We start from the raw sequence: 19,087 nt of genomic DNA, 5'->3' as shown, positions 1-19,087 counted from the left end.
TCGGTACCTGCGTCACGTGGCCCGGCCCCGGGGAGTCGGGACGTCAGCCGCGCCGGATCGTCCGCCTGCGCGCCGGTCGACGCCCACCCATTCCTCCATGAGGAGACCGCGGCTCACCTCGAACCAGGGGTCCTGCAGCGGGCCCCACAAGCCGTCGGCCGCCAGAAGCGTCGCGCCTTCGTCCTCGTCGAGCCGAACACGCAGGTAGCCGACCATCGTGGTGGGCGGGAGGTCGGCCGCGGTGGGGAACTGGCCCTCCTCGGTCATGGCTTCGGCGATGCCCTCCGCCGTCACCTCGTCCCGGACCGCCATCCCCACACCCGGCCTCTCCGCCGCGGCGGCGGCGAAGCCCTGCATCAGCTGGTGGAAGCGGCCGGTGGACCTCGGTGTAGTGGCGCTCCGACTCCGGCACGGGCCTCCCGGCCAGGGGCTCGAAGCAGCTGAGTGATCGCACGATGCTCACCGGGGTCGGTCCGGGTACTTGGTGGCGATCTCGTCGAGCACCGGGTTCAGGGCCTCCATGAACACCTCGGGGTTCTCAGACGGCTGGAATTGACCCAGGCCCTCGCCGATCTCGAAGTGCGCGGCGTTGATGGCGTCGGCGAACTCCTGGCTGCCTCCCGTGAGAGCCAGCCTGTCGTACCGCCCGGTCAGGAGGTAGACGCCCGTCCGTGCGGTGTCGATGGCAGTCGCCTGCTCCGCGGTGAGGGCGTGGCTGTGCATGTAGTACCTGGAGCTGACCGGGTCGGCCCCGGCCCGTGGGCGCCGGACCCGGACTCGCGGACGCTCAGCCGTCGGAACCGTCGTCCTCGCCCACCACCGACCGCCGGACGAGCGCGTAGACGGTCTCGGTCAGGTCCTCGATGGTGCGGTCACCGAGTCCGGCGATGCCCTGGACGAACGGGCCGAAGAGCCTCCAGCCGAGCGCCATCGCCGTGAGCGCGGCGACCTGGACCTGCGGGTCGGTGCCCGGCTTCGGCTCGATCTCGTCCGTCAATCGCCTGCTCAGCTCGCCCAGCGCGGGGGGGCCAACAGCTCCGCCGAGGTGTGCGAGCCCGCGGTCGACATCCCTCCGTCGTCAGGGCCCGGCGCGGGCGTGCCGTCAGGTGCTCAGCGTGGGCCGCAGCGGTGACAGTGCGGCCATGTCGACGTGGATGACGGTGGGACCGGCGTACCGGAGGGCCTCGACGAAGGCGTCCTCGAACCGCTCGGCGCTCGCGACGCGTGCCGCCCGGGCGCCGAACGCCACCGCGACGTCGTGGAAGTCCGGCGTGGCCAGGTCGAACCCTGCGCGGGTCGAGGGCCCGACCCCCTAGTCCCCCTGGTCCACCTGGCGCAGCATCCCGTAGCTGCCGTCGTCGAAGAGGCAGACCACGGTGTGCGCGCGTTTGGACCTCGGTGGCAGCCGGCAGGCGGAGGTCGGCGAGACCACGTCGCGGCAGACGGAGCGGAGCATGGCCGCCTGGTTCTCCGCCTCGTGGACGTAGCCGCGGCCCCGCCCCAGATGGGTGGCGGCGACCTGGCTCGTGATCAGCAGCACCGGGGAGACGCGTGGTGCGCCTCGTACAGCCCGCCCATCGCGTTCGTGGTCCCGGGTCCGCCGCTCACGACGCCACCTCGAGCTCTCCGCGCGTCCGTGTCCGCGGCGCGCCCGACCCCCTGCTCGTGCCACCAGCCGACGACCCGGTGAACCCGTGTTGTGGGCACTGGCGAGCGCGAAGGCGTTCCGCACCCCGAGCGCCTCCAGCGCCATTGCGATCGCGTCGCTCGCAGGCATCGTGGCCTCGGCGGCCCGCCCGTCGGATGGGACAGCCGGAGCCGTCGGCACGACCCGGACCGAGCGGTCATCATCGGAACTCCCCTTCCGAGCGGGTCTAGCAAGCGCTTGGGACACTATTCGGCCGGCCACGGACTCCGGGCGGTGTCGTTCGGGTCGCGGAGAGCCTGTTCGGAGCTGCTTGACGAGTGACCTCGCTCTCATTACGGTGGCTAAACCAAGCGCTTGATCGGCAGTGTCGCCGGTGTGGAGAGGGATTGACATGACTCGAAGGCTGGCCGCCGCTGCGGTGGCCGCAGGAGCCGCGCTCGTCCTGGCCGCCTGCGGTGGCGGCACCGAGGCGGCGGGTGGGGATTCCCAGAAGCCGTACCGCGTGCTGGTGACCGGCGGGGTGAGCGCCCAGGGGGTCCTGGCGGCCAACTCCGGGACCTCGATCCTCTCCACCAAGGCGGGGGCGGACGTCGTGAACGCGGCGGGCGGGGTCGGAGGTCGGCCGGTGGAGGTCACGGTGGTCGACGACGCGGGCGACCCGACGCAGGCCCTGACCAGGATCCGCGAGGCCATCAACTCGGACGCGAAGCCGGACCTGGTGTTGATGTCCGGACCGTCCACGATCTCGGCGGCGATCCTGCCGGTGCTGAACCAGCACGACATCCTCTCGTTCTGTGGGGCCCCGACCGCCGACTCGGGGGACCCCGGGAAGTTCCCGCTCAACTTCGACCTGTCCTCGCCCGCCGACAGCGTCGCGGCCTACGTGGCCGAGGTGAAGAGGCGCGACTACACCTCGGTCGGCATCATCCACGGCAGCTCGGCGTACGGGGTCGGCATCGGAAACGGGTGGGAGAAGGCCCTCACCGAGGCGGGCGTCACGGTCGTCGGCAACGAGGAGTACGACGTCGCCGCGCTGGACATGACGCCGCAGCTGCAGTCGCTGCAGAGCAGGCAGCCGCAGGCGTTGCTGGTCGACGGCTACGGCGCGCCCGTCGGGTACCTGTTGCAGAGCAAGGACCGGCTCGGGTGGTCGGTGCCCATGATGGGCGACCTGTCGGTCTCGGCCACGAGCCTGGTCACCAACCCGCCGCCCAACGGTGTGCTGGGCACGCCGCAGGTCGCGGACCTGACGATGCAGGTCCCCAAGGGTGCGGTGAAGAACCAGGGTGCCCCGCCTGCCGATGAGATGGTGGCGGCGATGACGCGGATCGGCCCCATCCCGACCAGCCTCCTCAACGCCGTCAACTACGACGCGGTGAAGCTCGCCGCCGCGGCCGCCGCGGACGCGGGCTCGACGGACCCCCAGGCCATGGCGGAGTCCGTGACCAAGGAGTCGGTCCAGGAGGCGGCGAAGACGGCCGTCTACTCGCGGTACGCCTTCACCCCGACCTCGCACGCGTCGAACGCGCTGCCGACGGACTACACCTTCATCCCGCCGTCGACGCTGAAGGACGGTCGGTTCGGCAGCGGTGCCGGGAGCTGAGGCGTGACACTCGTCTGGTCCGGGCTCGCGCTCGGTGCCGTGTACGCGTTGGTCGCGATCGGCTACAACCTGGTCTACCTGTCCTCGCACACCTTCAACTTCGCGCAGGCGCAGCTGATGATGGTGGGCACGTTCGTGGCCTACACCGGGCTCGTCGTGCTCCGGCTGCCCGTGGTGGTCGTGGCGATCCTGGCGATCGTGGTCGTGGCCCTGGCGGCGGCCATCGAGGAGCGGGTCGCCGTGCGCCCGGTCCCGGACCACCAGACCCAGCTCGTCACCACCCTCGGCGTCGCGACCGTCCTCAACGGCCTCACCCAGCTGATCTGGGGCGGCCAGCCGCTGACGGTGCCGTTCTTCGGGTCCGAGGACCTCGTGTCGCTGCTCGGCGGCCGCGTGTACCCCGTCGAGCTGGTGCTGATCGGCCTCGCCGTCCTCCTCGTCGTGGTGCTCGCGTGGCTGGCCAACCGGTCGATGCTAGGGATCGCCCTGATCGGCATGGCGGAGGACCGCGACGCCACGCAGCTGCTCGGCATCGACGTCCGGAAGATCGCCTTCTGGGTGTTCGCGGCGTCCGGTGCGCTGGCCGGTGCGCTGGGACTGTTCGTCGGTCCGAAGACCTACGCGGTGGCCACCCTGGGGGCGGCACTGGCCCTCAAGGGCTTCGTCGCCCTGGCGATCGGAGGCTTCGGGTCCCTGCCCGGGGCGCTCGTCGGCGGCCTCGCCGTGGGGCTCGTGGAGAGCCTGGCGGCCCGCTACCTCGGTGCCGAGTTCAGCAACCTGGCCGTGTTCGTGCTCCTGCTGGTGGTGCTGATGACACGTCCGACCGGCCTCTTCGGCCGGCTTCGAGAGCGGGTGGTGTGACCGATGGGTGCCCCCTTGGTGGGTCTGTGGCGCGGGGTTCGGGCGCTGCCCTCGTGGGCCCTGCCACTGGCGCTCGCGGTGGTCGTGCTCCTGCTGCCGTTCGCGGGCCTGGGTTTCTCGGCCACCCGGCAGATCCAGCTCGCGCTCATCCTCGCCCTGCTGGTCTCGGGCCTCAACCTGTCCCTCGGGTACGCGGGCGAGCTCGCGCTCGGCCAGCCCGCCATGTACGCGGCGGGCGCCTACACGGCCGGGATCATGTCCGTCGCCGGGACGACCGACGTCCTCGTGCAGCTGGTGGCGGGCGGTGTCGTCGCCCTGGTGGTCGGCCTGGTGACCGGGGTGCCCGGCCTGCGGCTGGGCAGCTGGTCGCTGGCGATGACGTCGTTCTTCCTGGTCCTCGTGCTGCCGGACGTCATCGCGATCCTCGAGCCGATCACCGGTGGCCGCAACGGGCTGTCCGGGATCCCCGGCCCCACGCTGCTCGGTCAGGTGCTCGACGACACGGGCCTGTACATCCTGCTCGTCGTCGTCGCGGCGCTGTGGTTCGCCTTCATGCGCAACATCGTCGTCTCCCGGCACGGCGTCGCGTTCCGGGTGCTCAAGCAGAGTCCGGTCCTGGCGTCGTCGGTGGGCATCTCGGTCTTCAGGATGAAGCTGGTCGGCTACGCGCTCGGGGCGATCCCCGCGGGTCTGGCGGGCGTGTTGTTCGCCAACCTGGACCTGTACATCGCGCCGGAGGCGTTCGGGTTCACGATCGCCACCACGGTGCTGGCCGCCTCGATCCTCGGCGGGACTGCGAGCGTGTACGGCGCTCTCGTCGGGGCCGCCGTCATGCAGTTCGGGCCCAACCAGTCATCGGCCTTCCAGGAGTACGCCCTCGTCTTCTACGGGGTGTTCCTCGTCGTCGGCGGTGTGCTGCTCAGCGGCGGCCTCTCCGGCCTGGCCCGCAGGGCGGCTGCGCGCCTGGACCGGTCCGCGGACATCCGCCCCGCTCCGGTGCCACGCGGGGACGGCCCTTCGCCGGACGGCGAGCTCAGCGGCTTGGCGGGCGCGTCGCTGGAAGTCGTCGGGCTCGAGAAGAGCTTCGGCGGCAACCGGGCTCTGCACGGCGTCGACTTCGCGGCGACACCCGGGCGGGTCACCGCGCTGATCGGGCCGAACGGTTCCGGCAAGACGACCATGCTGAACATGATCTGTGGCTTCTACAGCACGGACGCGGGCACGATCACCTTGGACGGCGAGGCCGTCCAGCACCTGCCGTCGTACCGGGTCGCCCGGGCAGGCGTCGCGCGCACGTTCCAGACCCCGAACATCCCCGGGGGGCTCACGGTGGAGCAGGCCGTGGCGGCCGGTCGGTACAGCACGGAGCACGTGTCCATGGTCGGCAGCGTCGTGCACAGCAGGAGGTTCCGCCACGTCCGTCGGGCGGACGCGACGGAGGTGGCCCGCGCGCTGGCCGTCGTCGGCATGGAGCACCTGGCCGACGCCGAGGCGGCCGCACTGCCGCTGGGCATGCGCCGACAGCTCGAGGTGGCCCGGGCGCTCGTGGCGCGGCCGCGGGTGCTGCTGCTGGACGAGGCGGCGTCGGGCCTGGACGAGGCGGAGGTGGCGCGCCTCGCCCTGGCGATCCGCCGCATCCGGGACGCCGGCGGCACCGTCGTGCTGGTCGAGCACAACTTCCGGCTGGTGCTCGAGCTGGCGGACCAGATCGTGGTGCTGGCCCAGGGTGCGGTCATCGGGGCGGGACCGCCCGAGGTGATCGAGCACGAGCCCCGGGTCCTCGCCGAGTACCTCGGGGTCACCCCCGAGGACGTCGCGGGCAGCGCGCTGGGAGCGGCCGCGGTTGTCGTCGAGGAGCCGGTGAACTCCGACAACCGCACGGGAGGCACGTCATGACGGAGCCTGGACGGGCGGCGCTGGCGGTGCGCGACCTCGCCACCGGCTACGGGGACCTGCGCGTGGTGCGTAACGTCTCCTTCGAGGTGCACCCCGGCCGGGTGACCGCCCTCCTGGGACGCAACGGCGCGGGCAAGACGAGCACCCTGCGTGCCGTGGCCGGGCTCAACCCGGTGTCGGCGGGGACGGTGCAGCTCGACGGGGCGGACATCTCGAAGCTGGCCACCCATCGGCGCATCCGGCTGGGCATCGCCTTCGTGCAGGAGGGGAAGCGGGTCCTGCACCGGCAGACCGTCGAGCAGAACCTGCTCCTGGGCGGGTTCGGGCACAGCAGGCGGCGCAGCGCGCTCGCGAGCTCGGTCGACGAGATCTACGAGCTGTTCCCCATGCTGGCCGACCGCCGGGGTCTGCTCGCCGGAGCGTTGTCCGGCGGGCAGCAGCAGATGCTGGCGATCGGGACCGCGTTGATGACCCGCCCGCGGGTCCTGCTGCTCGACGAGCCCTCCGGCGGGCTGGCGCCGGTCGTCGTCGCCGAGGTGCTCGACCGGATCACCGAGCTCAAGACGACGGGGCTGGCGATCCTGCTCGTCGAGCAGGCCGTGGAGGCGGCCCTGAGGGTGGCCGACGACGTCGCGGTCCTCGAGAGCGGCCGGGTCGCCCTCGCGGGGAGCGCACCGGACCTCGACGACCTCGAGCTGCTCCGAGGGGCGTACTTCGGGACGACTCCCTCGACCGGACCGTAGCCCGCCGGCTCCAGCGGGCCGCCGGTCGAGGCTGACGCGGCCGATGCCCGGCGACAGCTCTGGTCACCGCGTGCGCCGGCGCGGTAGCGGACGGGTACCGTCCTGAGTAACGTATCAAGCGATTGCTTGGCTACGGGGTTCGTCGTTCGGGATCGAGATGACGTGGAGGTGGCAGTGGCGGGTAACCGTGCGCAGTGTGAGGTCCTGGTGATCGGCGCCGGTTTCGGCGGGCTGTACGCGGTCCACCGGCTCCGGACCGCGGGGTTCGACGTCCAGGCCGTCGAGGCCGCGGGCGGGGTCGGGGGCACCTGGTACTGGAACCGGTACCCGGGGGCTCGGTGCGACGTCGAGAGCCTGGACTACTGCTACACCTTCTCCACCGAACTCGACGAGGAGTGGGACTGGTCCGAGCGGTTCGCGACCCAGGACGAGGTCCGCCGCTACCTCGAGTTCGTGGCGGACCGACTCGACCTCGGTCCCGCTTTCACCTTCGACGCCCGCATCGCGACCCTCCGGTTCGACGAGCGCAGCCGGACGTGGGCCGCCGCCACGGCGGACGGCCGTGAGTGGGAGGCGCGCTTCGTCGTGACGGCCGTCGGCGCGCTGTCCGCGCCGCTGTCGCCGCGGATTCCCGGGCTCGACACCTTCGAGGGCCGCGTGCTGCAGACGGCGACCTGGCCGAAGGATGTCGGCCCGGACGATCTGGCGGGTCTGCGCGTGGCGGTGGTCGGCTCCGGTTCGTCGGGGGTGCAGGTGGTCCCGGCGATCGCCGACCGGGTCGCGGCACTGCACGTGTTCCAACGCAGCCCGAACTTCTCGGTGCGCGTGGCCCACCGCGGGCTGGACGAGGAGGAGCGGGCCGCGGCGCGGGCGGGGCGGGACGAGCGCCGTCGGGCGCGGTTCACCACGCGCACCGGTACCGCCCTGGCGGGTTCGGGCCGGTCCGCCATCGGTCTGTCCGACGCCGAGTGGGCGGACGAGTGCGAGCGGGCGTGGGACGCCGGCTACGGGTACGCCTTCCTGAGCCACTTCACCGACACCGGCCGGGACCTCACCGCCAACGCCCGGCTCGCGGACTTCGTGCGCGGCAAGATCCGCACCACGGTCACCGACCCGGAGACCGCGGAGCGGCTGGTCCCCACCGACCACCCGATCGGCGCCAAGCGGATCTGCCTGGACGACGGCTACTACGAGTGCTTCAACCGCGACCACGTGGCGCTCGTCGACCTGCGCACGGCGGGCGGGCTGCGCGCCACCCCCCGGGGGCTGCAGACGGACGACGCGGACTACGAGGTGGACGTCGTCGTCCTGGCCACCGGCTTCGACGCCGTGACCGGCGCGCTCTCCCGGATCGACCTCCGGGGACCGACCGGTGAGGCGCTCGCCGACCGCTGGCGGGACGGGGCCTCGAGCTACCTCGGGGTCGCGGTGACGGGTTTCCCGAACCTCTTCACGGTGACCGGTCCCGGCAGCCCCTCGATCCTGGTCAACGTGGTCGCGGCCATCGAGCAGCACGTCGACTGGATCGTCGACCACCTGGAGCACCTGCGGCGGCGAGGGCTGAGCCGGTCCGAGGCCACGCCCCAGGCTCAGCTCTGGTGGGACGAGCAGGTGGCGGCGGCCACCGAGCTGACCGTGCACCGCTTCGCCGCGAGCTCCTGGTACCTGGGGACCAACGTCGAAGGCAAGCCGCGGCGGATGCTCGCCTACGCGGGCGGCCTGGACCGGTACCGGCGCCTCGCCGCCGACATCGCCCGGGACGACTACCGCGGTTTCACGACCTGCTGACCGCAGACGGACCCGCCCCGAAGCCGACCGAGGAGATCCCAGTGAAGTTCGTCGCATCCATCACCATGGTGGACCCTGAGTTCTACCTGCCGTTGGCCCGCGCCGCAGAGGAGGCCGGCTTCGACGGCGTCTCGGTCTCCGACAGCGTCGGGTATCCGCGGGAGTCCGACTCCCGCTACCCGTACACCGCCGACGGTTCCCGGGAGTTCCTCGAGCGCAAGCCCTTCCTCGAGCCGATGGTCGCCCTCGCCGCGATGGCCGCGGTGACGAGCACGGTCGAGCTGATCCCGTTCGTCCTCAAGCTCCCGATCCGGAACCCGGTCCTGTTCGCCAAGACCGCCACGTCCGTCGCCGTGCTGTCGGACAACCGGCTCCGGCTCGGTGTGGGCACCAGTCCCTGGCCGGACGACTACGCGCTCGTCGGCCTGGAGTGGAAGGGCCGGGGTCGCCGGTTCGAGGAGTGCATCGCGGTGCTGCGGGCCCTGCAGACGGGGGACTACGCCGAGCACGACGGCGAGTTCTACAGCTTCCCGGCGGTGCGGCTGAACCCCGTGCCGGACAAGCCGATCCCGCTGCTGCTGGCGGGCGAGTCGGAGCGGCTGCTCGACCGAGCGGCACGCATCGGGGACGGGTGGGTCAGCACCCATCGCGGCCTGGCGGAGCTCGAGGAGCTGCTCACGCGCCTCCACACGGCCCTCGGGGCCCACGGCCGCCAGGGCGAGCCTTTCGACGTGCACGTCACAGCCGGTCCGGACGTCGACACGATCCGCAGGCTGGAGGAGATCGGGGTCACCCACGTGCACGCCGGCTACCCCGGTCCCCACTCGCCCCTGGACCGGGAGCCGGACTCCGAGCCCCTGGGACCGAAGATCGACCGGCTGCGCCGATTCGGGGACGAGGTCATCGCGGGTTTCCGCGGGTGACGGGACGGCCCGGTGTCAGGCCCCGCCCCTCGGCAGCGACTCGAGGTGGCGGGCGGGGTACTCCCCGCCGCCGGTCACGGCGAGGTCGGCGCCGTTGATGTAGCAGGCGAGCGGCGAGGACAGGTAGAGGCAGGCCGACGCGACGTCCGAAGGGGTGGCCATCCGGCCCGCGGGGATCGTGCCGGTCAGCCGCGCGAGTACCGTCTCGCCGCTCTCCTCGGCGGACCCGTACCACTCCGCCATCCCCTGCGTCTCCACCTGGCCCACGGTCACGTGGTTCACCCGCACCGCCGGGGCCCACTCGAGGGCCAGCGCCTTCGTCAGCATCAGCAGTCCCGCCTTCGCCGCGGAGTACGCGGCTGTGCCCGGGCTGGGGTCATGGGCGCTGATGCTGCCGATGTTGATGATGCAGCCGCCCTCGGGCCTGCCCTGCATCACGGTGTTGGCGGCCTGGGCGACCGAGAACGCGGCGAGCAGGTTCAGGGAGACGATCTTCTCGAAGAAGCGCGGCGACATCGTCGCGGCGTCGGCGGCGGGCGACCCGCCCGCGTTGTTGACGACGACGTCGAGACGGCCGTGTCGCTCCGTGGTGGACCGCACGGCGTGGGCGGCCTGATCGGCGTCCCGCAGGTCGGCCGGCACGAACGTCGCCGTCCGGCCGCCTCCCTCTGGCAGGCGGTCCGGCTCGGTGCGCCCGCACACGACGACATCGGCCCCGGAGGCGAGGAACCGGGCCGCGACGACCCTGCCGATCCCGCGGGCACCCCCCGTGACCAGCACGGATCGACCCGACAGATCCCACGGGCACTCCTCGTTCAGCACGTGCACTCCCTCCGCGCTCCGAACAAGCGCTCGGTCGTTGACAGTGTGACCCGGGCGCGAACACGACGATGTCGCAGGAGGATCACAGGAGGGTCTCCGCGCGGCCGTCGAGCAGCCTGCCGCTCCTCGGCATCCGGCGCCTCCTCGTCCCGTCCGTCGACCCTAGGACCGGTTCAGGGGCCGTGGGTCCTCCGTCCCGATCACCGGAAATCCTGCCACCGACCGTGAACGAGCGCTTGATTCGGACCCGGTCGGCGTGGTGGTATCGGGCCGGGCGACGCGCCGGCGAGTGGCGCATCGTGGTGCGGGACAGGACCCGCAGCGACGTCGCCCGGGTCGAGCCGCTACCCGGCCCGAGGGTCGACCCGGGCCCGACGACCCCTGTACCGAGTGCCGGCTGCGGCCGGACGAACGGAGCGGACCTGTGGAGTTCGACGTCGTCGTGCCCGGCGCCAACCACACGCCGGGACGCTACGACTGGGCGCACTCGCTCGACGCGGACGGCTTTCGGCAGATCTTCGCCACCGCGGACGAGCTCGGCTACCGCAGCGTCTCGGTCTCCGAGCACCTGGCCATGCCGCGCGGTGAGGTCCCGCGGCTCGGGGGCTACTGGCAGGACGCCCTCGCCGTGATGGCCTTCGCGGCGGCTGCGACCCGTCGGGTGCGGCTCGACTTCTGCGTGCTGGTCCTGCCCTACCACCATCCGCTGCGGCTGGCCAAGACGCTCGCCACCATCGACGTGTTGTCCGGGGGGCGGGTGGACGTCTCGGTGGGAGTGGGGCACGCCGAGCAGGAGTTCGCGGCGCTCGGGGTGCCGTTCGCGGAGCGCGGCGCCCTCACCGACGAGATCCTCCAGGCCCTCGACACCCTGTGGACGCACGAGTGGCCCGAGCATCGCGGGAGGTACTTCGAGATAGCCGGTCTCGCCGTCGAGCCCAGGCCGCTGCAGAAGCCCCGGCCGCCGATCTACGTCGGGGGAAACTCGAAGCCTGCGCTCCGACGCGCGGCGCGGCACGAGGGGTGGCAGCCGAACCCGGTCGGCTTCACGGTCGCCGAGCTGCCTCCGCTGTTGGACTATCTCCGCGCGCAGCCCGAGTTCGCGGGGAAGGCGGAGACCTTCGACCTGAACTGGCTCTTCGCGCCGTCCGGGGTGCACTTGGACGAGGGGTTCGCGCACGCGGGTGCCGCGCGGCTGCGTGCCTATCGTGACCGGCTCGTGGACGCCTACGCCGGGTCGTACCGACCGGTGGGCATCACCCGGACGGTGGCCGAGCCGCCGCGAGCGCTCCGGTCCCTGGAGGAGTATCTCGACTTCCTGCGGTGGTTCGACGCCGAGGTCGCCACCGCCCTGCGGTGAGTACGGCGCGGCGAGCTCAGTCGTCGTCGAAGGCGGCGTATCCGTCGAGGAACAGGGAGGCGCAGTCCTCGGCCAGCTGGTCCACGGTGTAGCTGCCCTCGGGGCGGTACCAACGCACGGACAGCCACACCGCGTCACGGAGGAAACGGTAGAAAACCCGCGGTTCGATGTCCGTGCGGAACGAGCCGTCGGCGCGGCCGGCTTCGATCGCTCCCAGCCACGTCTGCTGTACCTCCGCGGTCGCCGCCTTGACCTCCTCGAACTCGGGGAGCCCGCGGATGTAGCTCATCTCGTTCTGGTAGACCACCGTCGCGTCCGGCGCGGCCTCGGCCGCGAGGAGCGAGGCGTGGATGAGCTGTTCCAGGCGGGCCCTCGGTGCGAGGTTCATGGCGAGCACACGGCTGTAGCGTTCCCGCAGGTCTGCCAGGTAGCTCGTGACGATCTCCCTGACGATGGCGTCCTTCGACGGGAAGTGGTGGTAGAGGCTTCCCGAGAGCATCCCGACACGGTCCGCTATCTGCCTCACCGTGCTCGAGCGGACGCCCTGCTGGGCGAAGAGTTCGGCGGCGCTGCTCAGGATCGCCGAGCGCCGGTCGGCCGTCTGCGTCACCACCGCGTCATCCTCCACAGTCAAGCGCTTGGTAGATGGAGCTTATCCGAACCTTCGTCTCCTCGTCCTTGTGTATCGCACAGCCCGCCTCGGCCCTCACCGCGTCACAGGTGCGCAACACTCATCGAATGGTGGCCCCGGCGTCCACCCGGATCTCGGCGCCGGTCACGTACCGGGACTCGTCGGACGCGAGGTAGAGCAGGGCGTTGCTGAGGTCCACAGGGTCGATGCGGCTCACCGGGAGGGTGTTGGCGAAGATCCCCCGCAGGTCCGGGCGCTTGTCCAGCAGCTGCGGCAACACCGGTGAATGGCCCTGTGCCGTGTCGACGCCGGTCGGATGGATCAGGTTCACGCGGATGTTCCGGTCCGCGAGCTCGTGCGCCAGGGTCCTGGCGACGCCGACGACCGCGTGCTTCGCCGCGACGTAGGGCAGGTAGAAGGGCAGACCCACCACCGACCCCGTCGACCCCATGATCACGATGCTGCCGCCCCCCGACTCCTCCAGCGAGCCGAGCGAGGCCTGCACGGTGTTCCAGACCCCGGTCAGGTTGATGTCGAGCGTCGTCTGCCAGACCTCGGCGGTGAGATCCTCCACCGGCTGCACCGTGCAGATCGACGCGTTCGCCACCACGACCCGGAGGGGACCCAGCTCGGCCGTCCCCGCCTCGACGACGGCGCTGAGCTCGTCCGGGTTGCGGACGTCGGCGACGGCGGGATGGGCCCGGCGACCCAGCGCGCGCACGGCCTGCGCCGTCTCCGCCAGGCCTTCTTCGGTGCCCATCGGGTAGCCCACGATGTCGAGCCGGCGGCAGAGGTCGACCAGGACGACGTCGGCCCCCTCCTCCGCCAGCTTCACCGCGTGGCTGCGCCCGATGCCCTGCGCCGCGCCCGTCACGAGCGCCGTCTTGCCGCTGAGCCGCATGTCTTCTCCTCGGGGTCGTGTTCTCGGGTGGGGATGTCAGCCGACGGCGGGCTGTGCGGGTCCAATTTCCACACCGGGCCCTGCCCGCATCTCGAATCCGTCGTAGCCCTTCTCGACCACGGTGGACACGACCTCGCGGTAGCGCCCGAAACCGCCGACATAGGGCATGAACACCCTCGGCTTGCCCGGCACGTTCGCCCCGACGTACCAGGAGTTCGCGCGCACCATCAGGGTCCCCTCCGCCAGCTCGGCACAGTGCTGGACCCACGACTCCTGGGCCTCGGCGCTCGGCTCGATCCCCCACAGGCCCTGTGCGTCCAGGTGGTCGATGGTCTCCGCGACCCAGTCGACGTGGTGCTCACCGGCCAGGACCATGTTGCTGAGCACGCCGGGGCTGCCCGGGCCGGTGATGACGAACATGTTCGGGAAGCCGGCGACGCCGAGACCCAGGTAGGTCTTCGGCCCGTCGGCCCACTCGGCACGCAGCTCCCGCCCGTCCCGGCCGCGGATGTCGATCGCCGCGAGAGCCCCGGTGAGAGCGTCGAACCCGGTGGCGAACACGAGGTCGTCGAGCTCGTGCAGCACCTCGCCCGTCCTGATCCCGGCGGGGAGGATCTCGTCGATCGGCGTCTCGCGCAGGTCGACGAGCGAGACGTTCTCGCGGTTGAACGTCGCGTAGTAGCCGCTGTCGGTGCAGATCCGCTTCGAGCCGATCGGGTGGTCCCGCGGGATCAGCCGATCGGCGACCGCGGGGTCGTCGATGACCGCGCGGACCTTCTCCTCGAAGAAGGCCCGAGCAGGCGCGTTGGCCTCCTCGCTGTGCAGCTGGTCGGGGAAGGCCTTGCTGAACAGCACGCCCCCGAGCGCCCACTGCTTCTCGTAGGTCCGGCGCCGTTCCGCCTCGTCCACGTCCAGGGTGTTTCGGGGGTGCGGGAAGTGTGGCGACCCGCCGCCGCTCTCCCGCGAAAGCTTGCGCCGCTCGGGGTAGGCCGCCCGGTACTCCGCGCGGCTCTCGTCGGTGTGCGGCCGGTTGGGCGCGGGGATCGAGTAGTTGGCCGACCGCTGGAAGACGGTCAGGTGCGCGGCCTGCTCCGCGACGATGGGGATGAGCTGGATCCCCGAGGAGCCCGTGCCGATCACGCCCACCCGGCGCCCGGCGAGGTCGACCGGCTCGTGCGGCCAGCGGGCGGTGTGCAGGACCCGGCCTGCGAAGTCGGCGAGCCCGGGAATCGCCGGGGTGCGGACCGCGGACAGGCTGCCCGTCGCGAACACGACGAACCGGCAGTCGATCTCGTCACCGGTGTCGAGGACGACCGTCCAACGGCCGCTGCTCTCGTCCAGGACGGCGCGGGCGACTCGCCCCTCGAAGCGGATCGACCGGCGCAGGTCGTACCGGTCGGCGACGTGGTTCAGGTAGCGCAGGATCTCGGGCTGGGTGGCGTAGCGCTCCGACCACTCCCACTCCTGCTCCAGCTCCGGGTCGAAGGAGTAGGAGTAGTCGATGCTCTCGACGTCGCACCGGGCACCGGGGTACCGGTTCCAGAACCAGGTCCCGCCGACCCCCGAACCCGCCTCGACACACAGGACCGAGAGTCCCTGCTCGCGCAGTCGGTGGATCGCGTAGAGGCCCGCTATTCCGGCCCCGACGACGACGACGTCGACGGACCCTGCGGTGGTGTCGTCAGGCATTGCACTCCTCGTTACTCGTCGGGTGTCTCATCGGGCCGTCTGTCCGAGTGCGGCCTTGGCGACCTTGCCGGTGGCCGCCCGCCGCAGCTCCGGCAGGACGACGACCGCCGCCTCCGAGACAGCCGGATGGCGGCAGAGCAGCTGCTCGACCTCGGCGGGGGAGACGTTGAACCCCCCGACGACGAACATGTCGTCGAGCCTGCCGGTCACGGTCACGTTGCCCGCGTCGTCCATGCGGCCCGCATCCCCGGTGTGCAGCCAGCCGTCCGGGTCGACCGCGGCGGCGGTCGCGGCCGGGTCTGCACGGTAACCGGACATGACGTTGAACCCACGGACGAGGATCTCCCCCGTGTCGGTGGTGGTGGGCGCGATCCGCACCTCCACCCCGTCGACGGCGCGTCCGCTGGTGGCGGAGACCACCTCGCCCGGGTCGCCGAGCCTGCACATCGTCACGACGCCGCCCGCCTCGGTGAGTCCGTACGCCGTCACGACCTCGCGCAGGCCGAGCTCGTCGCGCATCCGGCGGATCAGCTCCCTGGGCACCACGGAGGCGCCGGTGACGGCGAGCCGCAGGGCGAACAGGTCGCGCCCGGCCAGGGACGGGGCGTTGAGCAGCGAGGCGTAGAGGGTCGGCGGGGCTACCTGCTGGTGAACCCGTTCTTCCACAGCTTCGGGCTGCTCGCCGGGCTGTTCTCCTGTCTTCTGCGCCGAGCCACGGCGCTCCCGGTCCGGGAGCTGGACACCCTCGCCGTCCTGGACCTCGTCGAGCAGGAGCGGGTCACCGGGATCCCCGCGGCCGAGCGCCACGAGCGCCCAGCGGACCGAGTTGGGTGCCCGGACCCCGACAGCGTCGCCCGGGGCCACACCGAGCGCCTGCAGCGCGGCGGCGACCCGCTCGACGGCCGCCTGCAGGTCCCGGTGGGTCACCCGCTGTGCGCGGGAGCAGATCCCGGATCCGTCGGATGAGCCGTCCACGACGGCCTCGACACCGCCGTGGAGCCGGGCCCTGCGGCGGAGGACCTCGGGGAGTGTCGCCGGCGCCGCGGCGACGTCCCGGGTGTCCGTCGCGGGGCTCAGGCTCACCAGTCCTGCCACGGGATGATCGTGCGCAGCGGGGAGCAGAACAGTACTCGTTCGGCGGCTGGGGCAGGCGCGCCACGACCGTCGGCGTCCCAGGCCACGGTCCGCTCGGCCACCTCGCGGGTGACCGTCTCGGGCTCGTCGTCCAGGTAGAGCAGCGTCACGCGCAGCGAGCCGCGCGGGTACTCGGGGACGGCGTCGAGTGGCAGGCTGGCGTGCCGCTGCGGCTCGAGCAGGGAGAAGGTCCATGCCCCCGCCACACCGGGGACGTCGAGCAGGTCCGGCATCCGGACGGTGTCCAGCCAGTGGAACTGTTCGTGCGCCGAGGCCCCGTGGGGCTCGTCGAGCTGGGTCAGCGTGACGTGCAGCCCCCGGTTCGGCCGGAAGGGGAGGGTCTCGGCCGAGACGGGGACCCGCGGCGACACGTAGCCGAGGACCGGGGTGAAGAACGCGAGCAGCGGCCTGGCGACCCCGGGCAGGATGGGCCCCCGGCCCCACTGGAACGAATTCTCGCCCAGCTTGGACCACGCGGCGACGCTCTCGTCCGAGGGCTGCCGGAACCAGTACATGGCCATGTAGTCCACGTCCGCGAAGCGCGCGTCGGGCTCACCCGCGACGTCGCGACCCGTGGCGGCGCATTCCGAGGTCCGCGACCACCGGTCGCCCCACGCGACCCCGGGCAGGCGGAGGTTCTCGGGTCGGTGGTCGAGCTGGTGCCACTCGTTGTAGGTGCGGTGGGCCGCAGGCGACTTGTCGCTCAGGGCCACGAACGAAAAGAACGCTCGCTGCGAGAACACTGCTGACCTCCACGTCGCCGGACCTGCCGGGGGCTTCACCGGGACGGTCGCGCGAAGGCGCGCCGGCCGCGGAAACCCTGGGACTGTCCGACGCGCGGCAGGTCGACCACGATCATGGGGCGGACCGGGTCTCGGTGGGCCGACGGTCCCGGTCAGTGAGACACCGCGCCGCGGGCTCGGGGATGGCGCGTAACCAAGCAACCATTTGCTACGGTGGTGTCAAGCCGGGCATGGAGGTCGTGTGATGTACCGCTACGACGACGAGATCGCCCCCCACGTGGAGGGGCTGCCGCGGCGCGACCTCCGTGAGCTGAAGGCGACGCGTGCCGCGTTGGACGCGGCCGCGGCCGCGGCGGCCGCGCAGGTCGACCCCGCAGGCGTCGCGGTCGAGGAACAGGAGATCCGCGACGGGCCCCGGGTGCGGGTGTACCGGCCCGACCGGCCGGTCGACGGCGGCGGCGTGATCCTGCACGCACACGGCGGCGGGTTCGTGATGTGCAGTGTGGAGACCAGCCACGCGCGCAGCGTCGAGCTGGTCCGGGAGACCGGCCTGCCGCTGGTCTCGGTCGAGTACCGGCTCGCCCCCGAGCACCCTTATCCCGCGGCCGTCGACGACGTCTACGCCGCGCTGGAGTGGCTCGCGGGCAAGGGTGTCGACGAGCTGGGTGCGGACCCGGGTCGGATCGCGCTGCACGGTGTCAGCGCGGGGGCCGGCCTGGTCGCGGGGGTGGCGCTGCTGGCCCGCGACCGTGGTGGTCCTCGGCCGCGCTTCCAGTTCCTGAACATTCCGGTGCTCGACGACCGGCAGCGGTCGGCCAGCATCCGGGCCTTCACCGACACGCCGGGATGGGACACCACCAAGAGCGCGCTCAGCTGGGACGCCTATCTCGAGCGGGGAGTGCCGGGGGGTGCGGACGTCGAGCCGTACGCGGCCCCGGCGAGGGCGACCGACCTCCGTGACCTCCCCCCGGCCTACGTCAGCGTGATGGAGTTCGACCCACTCCGAGACGAGGGCATCGCCTACGCGTCCGCGCTTCTCGCGGCCGGGGTCCCCACCGAACTGCACGTGTTCCCGGGCACGTTCCACGGGTCCACCGCGATGCTCAGCAGCCGGATCGGCGACCGCGAGCGTGCCGAGGAGGTCGAGGTCCTCCGCGCGGCGGTCGGATCCGGGGGATGAGGGGTGGGTGGGTGCAGGCCCAGCCTCCGGCGGGCGGACCCTTCGTCGCTCCCGGGGGTGCGTCGTTGACTGGTCTGAGCCGAGCAGCTGAATGTCCCGTTCTCCCCCCGGGCCGCCACATCGGTGGTCCCGGGTCGACCGCCTCGATGACGGAGGAGTTCGCATGAGTACACGACACGAGGTCTTCGACGGCGGGGTCGCCGTCGTCACCGGTGCCGGGGCCGGTATCGGCGCGGGCCTGGCCCGCCACCTCGCGGCGTCGGGGATGACCGTCGTCGTGGCCGACATCGACCGGGACGCCGCCGAGCGGGTCGCGGGCAGCCTCGCCTCGCCCGGACGCGGCGTGCCCTACCAGGTCGACGTGCGAGACGCCGACGCCGTCGCCGTCCTGGCCCGGTGGACCGGCGCGGAGCTGGGCCCGGTGCGGCTCCTGGTGAACAACGCGGGTCTCGAGCAGTTCGGCTACGTCTGGGACGTCCCCGTGTCCCAGTGGCAGCGGCTCGTCGACGTCAACATCAACGGTGTCTTCCATGGGCTGCGTGCTTTCCTGCCGGACATGATCGCTGCGAGTCACCGCAGCCATGTCCTCAACCTGGCGTCGATCGGCGCAGTCACCACCGTGCCTCTGCAGGCTCCCTACATCATGAGCAAGCACGCCGTGCTCGCCCTGACCGAGTGCCTGCACCAGGAGATCGCTCAGACCGGCGCCGACGTCGTGGTCTCCGCGGTCCTGCCCGGCCCGGTCGTGTCGGACATCTTCGCCAGTGCCGGCGGCGTCGACCACGGTGACGTGGCGGCCGCAGAGGGGCACCGCCGGGACATGCTCGCCGTGCGGGAGAGGGGCATGAGCGCAGACGAAGCCGCCGAGACCATCATCGCGCAGGCGGCGCGGGGGGAGTTCTACATCTTCACGCACGAGGAGGCCGGGCGTTCGGCCATGGTCGACCGGGCGGAACAGCTCGTGGCACGGCGGGCGCCGAGGTCCTTCCGCAGCCGGTTCGCATAGCCGGAGGATCGCTTCCGGTGCCCACGCCGCCGCCTGCCGCCTGGCCGGGCGACGCCGTGGATCGCCGGGCCCGGCGCCGCCGGAATGGCGGCCGCCTAGACGAGTAAGTCCGAACTCCCCTTCAGTGGTCGTAGGCGGTCAGGGAACGTGTGACTGCCTGGC

The 19,087-nt window shown here is 71.9% G+C and carries 20 protein-coding genes; 9 read left to right on the top strand and 11 right to left on the bottom strand.

Annotated features, from left to right (window positions below):
* Positions 1-12: 12 nt before the first annotated feature.
* The 5 genes from ABD993_RS12290 to ABD993_RS12270 form a co-directional block, all read right to left on the bottom strand.
* Positions 13-357, bottom strand: a complete 345-nt coding sequence (locus ABD993_RS12290; protein WP_345416207.1) for a hypothetical protein — start codon at positions 355-357, stop codon at positions 13-15.
* 102 nt (positions 358-459) lie between these two features.
* Positions 460-723, bottom strand: a complete 264-nt coding sequence (locus ABD993_RS12285) for an alpha/beta fold hydrolase family protein (RefSeq protein ID WP_345416204.1) — start codon at positions 721-723, stop codon at positions 460-462.
* A gap of 64 nt (positions 724-787) precedes the next feature.
* Positions 788-997: a hypothetical protein gene (locus ABD993_RS12280; protein WP_345416201.1), complete on the bottom strand. Its 210-nt coding sequence runs from the start codon at positions 995-997 to the stop codon at positions 788-790.
* Between the two features lie 105 nt (positions 998-1,102).
* Entirely contained in the window at positions 1,103-1,279 is a 177-nt protein-coding gene (locus ABD993_RS12275) for a thiamine pyrophosphate-dependent enzyme (protein WP_345416327.1), read from the bottom strand.
* A 33-nt stretch (positions 1,280-1,312) separates the two neighbouring features.
* Complete coding sequence (locus ABD993_RS12270) at positions 1,313-1,540, bottom strand: hypothetical protein (RefSeq protein WP_345416198.1); 228 nt, start codon at positions 1,538-1,540, stop codon at positions 1,313-1,315.
* 499 nt (positions 1,541-2,039) lie between these two features.
* On the opposite strand from ABD993_RS12270, the gene ABD993_RS12265 reads away from it, so the two are divergent.
* From ABD993_RS12265 to ABD993_RS12240, 6 genes are all read left to right on the top strand, one after another.
* Positions 2,040-3,251 carry an ABC transporter substrate-binding protein gene (locus ABD993_RS12265; RefSeq protein WP_345416195.1) on the top strand — a complete coding sequence of 404 codons (1,212 nt, stop codon included), beginning with the start codon at positions 2,040-2,042 and terminating at the stop codon, positions 3,249-3,251.
* Between the two features lie 3 nt (positions 3,252-3,254).
* Positions 3,255-4,112 (top strand): branched-chain amino acid ABC transporter permease, encoded by an 858-nt coding sequence (locus tag ABD993_RS12260; protein WP_345416192.1) that lies wholly within the window; start codon positions 3,255-3,257, stop codon positions 4,110-4,112.
* 3 nt (positions 4,113-4,115) lie between these two features.
* Positions 4,116-6,008, top strand: a complete 1,893-nt coding sequence (locus ABD993_RS12255) for a branched-chain amino acid ABC transporter ATP-binding protein/permease (RefSeq protein ID WP_345416189.1) — start codon at positions 4,116-4,118, stop codon at positions 6,006-6,008.
* The gene (locus ABD993_RS12250; RefSeq protein ID WP_345416186.1) at positions 6,005-6,751 is read left to right on the top strand and encodes an ABC transporter ATP-binding protein; all 747 of its coding nucleotides are present in this window, start codon (positions 6,005-6,007) and stop codon (positions 6,749-6,751) included. The genes ABD993_RS12255 and ABD993_RS12250 overlap by 4 nt, the downstream gene beginning before the upstream one ends.
* 174 nt (positions 6,752-6,925) lie before the next feature.
* The gene (locus tag ABD993_RS12245; protein ID WP_345416183.1) at positions 6,926-8,539 is read left to right on the top strand and encodes a flavin-containing monooxygenase; all 1,614 of its coding nucleotides are present in this window, start codon (positions 6,926-6,928) and stop codon (positions 8,537-8,539) included.
* A gap of 41 nt (positions 8,540-8,580) precedes the next feature.
* Positions 8,581-9,462, top strand: coding sequence for a TIGR03619 family F420-dependent LLM class oxidoreductase (locus ABD993_RS12240; RefSeq protein WP_345416180.1), 882 nt, complete (start codon positions 8,581-8,583; stop codon positions 9,460-9,462).
* Between the two features lie 15 nt (positions 9,463-9,477).
* Here ABD993_RS12240 and ABD993_RS12235 read toward each other — a convergent pair whose 3' ends face one another.
* Positions 9,478-10,284 (bottom strand): SDR family oxidoreductase, encoded by an 807-nt coding sequence (locus ABD993_RS12235; protein ID WP_345416177.1) that lies wholly within the window; start codon positions 10,282-10,284, stop codon positions 9,478-9,480.
* Positions 10,285-10,708: 424 nt separating this feature from the next.
* Here ABD993_RS12235 and ABD993_RS12230 point away from each other — a divergent pair, with 424 nt between their 5' ends.
* Positions 10,709-11,641 (top strand): TIGR03619 family F420-dependent LLM class oxidoreductase, encoded by a 933-nt coding sequence (locus ABD993_RS12230; RefSeq protein WP_345416174.1) that lies wholly within the window; start codon positions 10,709-10,711, stop codon positions 11,639-11,641.
* Positions 11,642-11,657: 16 nt separating this feature from the next.
* Here the strand turns inward: ABD993_RS12230 and ABD993_RS12225 are convergent, their stop codons facing one another.
* The 5 genes from ABD993_RS12225 to ABD993_RS12205 all read right to left on the bottom strand — a co-directional run bounded on the left by ABD993_RS12225 (position 11,658) and on the right by ABD993_RS12205 (position 16,709).
* On the bottom strand, positions 11,658-12,254 hold the full coding sequence (locus ABD993_RS12225) for a TetR/AcrR family transcriptional regulator (RefSeq protein ID WP_345416172.1): 597 nt from the start codon (positions 12,252-12,254) through the stop codon (positions 11,658-11,660).
* A 118-nt stretch (positions 12,255-12,372) separates the two neighbouring features.
* The gene (locus ABD993_RS12220; protein ID WP_345416169.1) at positions 12,373-13,173 is read right to left on the bottom strand and encodes a mycofactocin-coupled SDR family oxidoreductase; all 801 of its coding nucleotides are present in this window, start codon (positions 13,171-13,173) and stop codon (positions 12,373-12,375) included.
* A 36-nt stretch (positions 13,174-13,209) separates the two neighbouring features.
* On the bottom strand, positions 13,210-14,862 hold the full coding sequence (locus ABD993_RS12215; protein ID WP_345416166.1) for a flavin-containing monooxygenase: 1,653 nt from the start codon (positions 14,860-14,862) through the stop codon (positions 13,210-13,212).
* Between the two features lie 27 nt (positions 14,863-14,889).
* Positions 14,890-15,957 (bottom strand): AMP-binding protein, encoded by a 1,068-nt coding sequence (locus tag ABD993_RS12210; protein ID WP_345416163.1) that lies wholly within the window; start codon positions 15,955-15,957, stop codon positions 14,890-14,892.
* Positions 15,942-16,709, bottom strand: coding sequence for a hypothetical protein (locus tag ABD993_RS12205; protein WP_345416156.1), 768 nt, complete (start codon positions 16,707-16,709; stop codon positions 15,942-15,944). Before ABD993_RS12205 ends, ABD993_RS12210 begins: the two co-directional genes overlap by 16 nt.
* 274 nt (positions 16,710-16,983) lie before the next feature.
* Here ABD993_RS12205 and ABD993_RS12200 point away from each other — a divergent pair, with 274 nt between their 5' ends.
* Together ABD993_RS12200 and ABD993_RS12195 are read left to right on the top strand one after the other, a co-directional pair.
* Positions 16,984-17,919 carry an alpha/beta hydrolase gene (locus ABD993_RS12200; protein ID WP_345416153.1) on the top strand — a complete coding sequence of 312 codons (936 nt, stop codon included), beginning with the start codon at positions 16,984-16,986 and terminating at the stop codon, positions 17,917-17,919.
* Positions 17,920-18,082: 163 nt separating this feature from the next.
* Positions 18,083-18,925: an SDR family oxidoreductase gene (locus ABD993_RS12195; protein ID WP_345416151.1), complete on the top strand. Its 843-nt coding sequence runs from the start codon at positions 18,083-18,085 to the stop codon at positions 18,923-18,925.
* Positions 18,926-19,087 lie beyond the last annotated feature (162 nt).

This window comes from Pseudonocardia xishanensis (assembly GCF_039541715.1).
In the GTDB taxonomy this organism is placed as follows: Bacteria; Actinomycetota; Actinomycetes; order Mycobacteriales; family Pseudonocardiaceae; genus Pseudonocardia; species Pseudonocardia xishanensis.
This window is presented reverse-complemented; position numbering and strand designations above follow the sequence as displayed.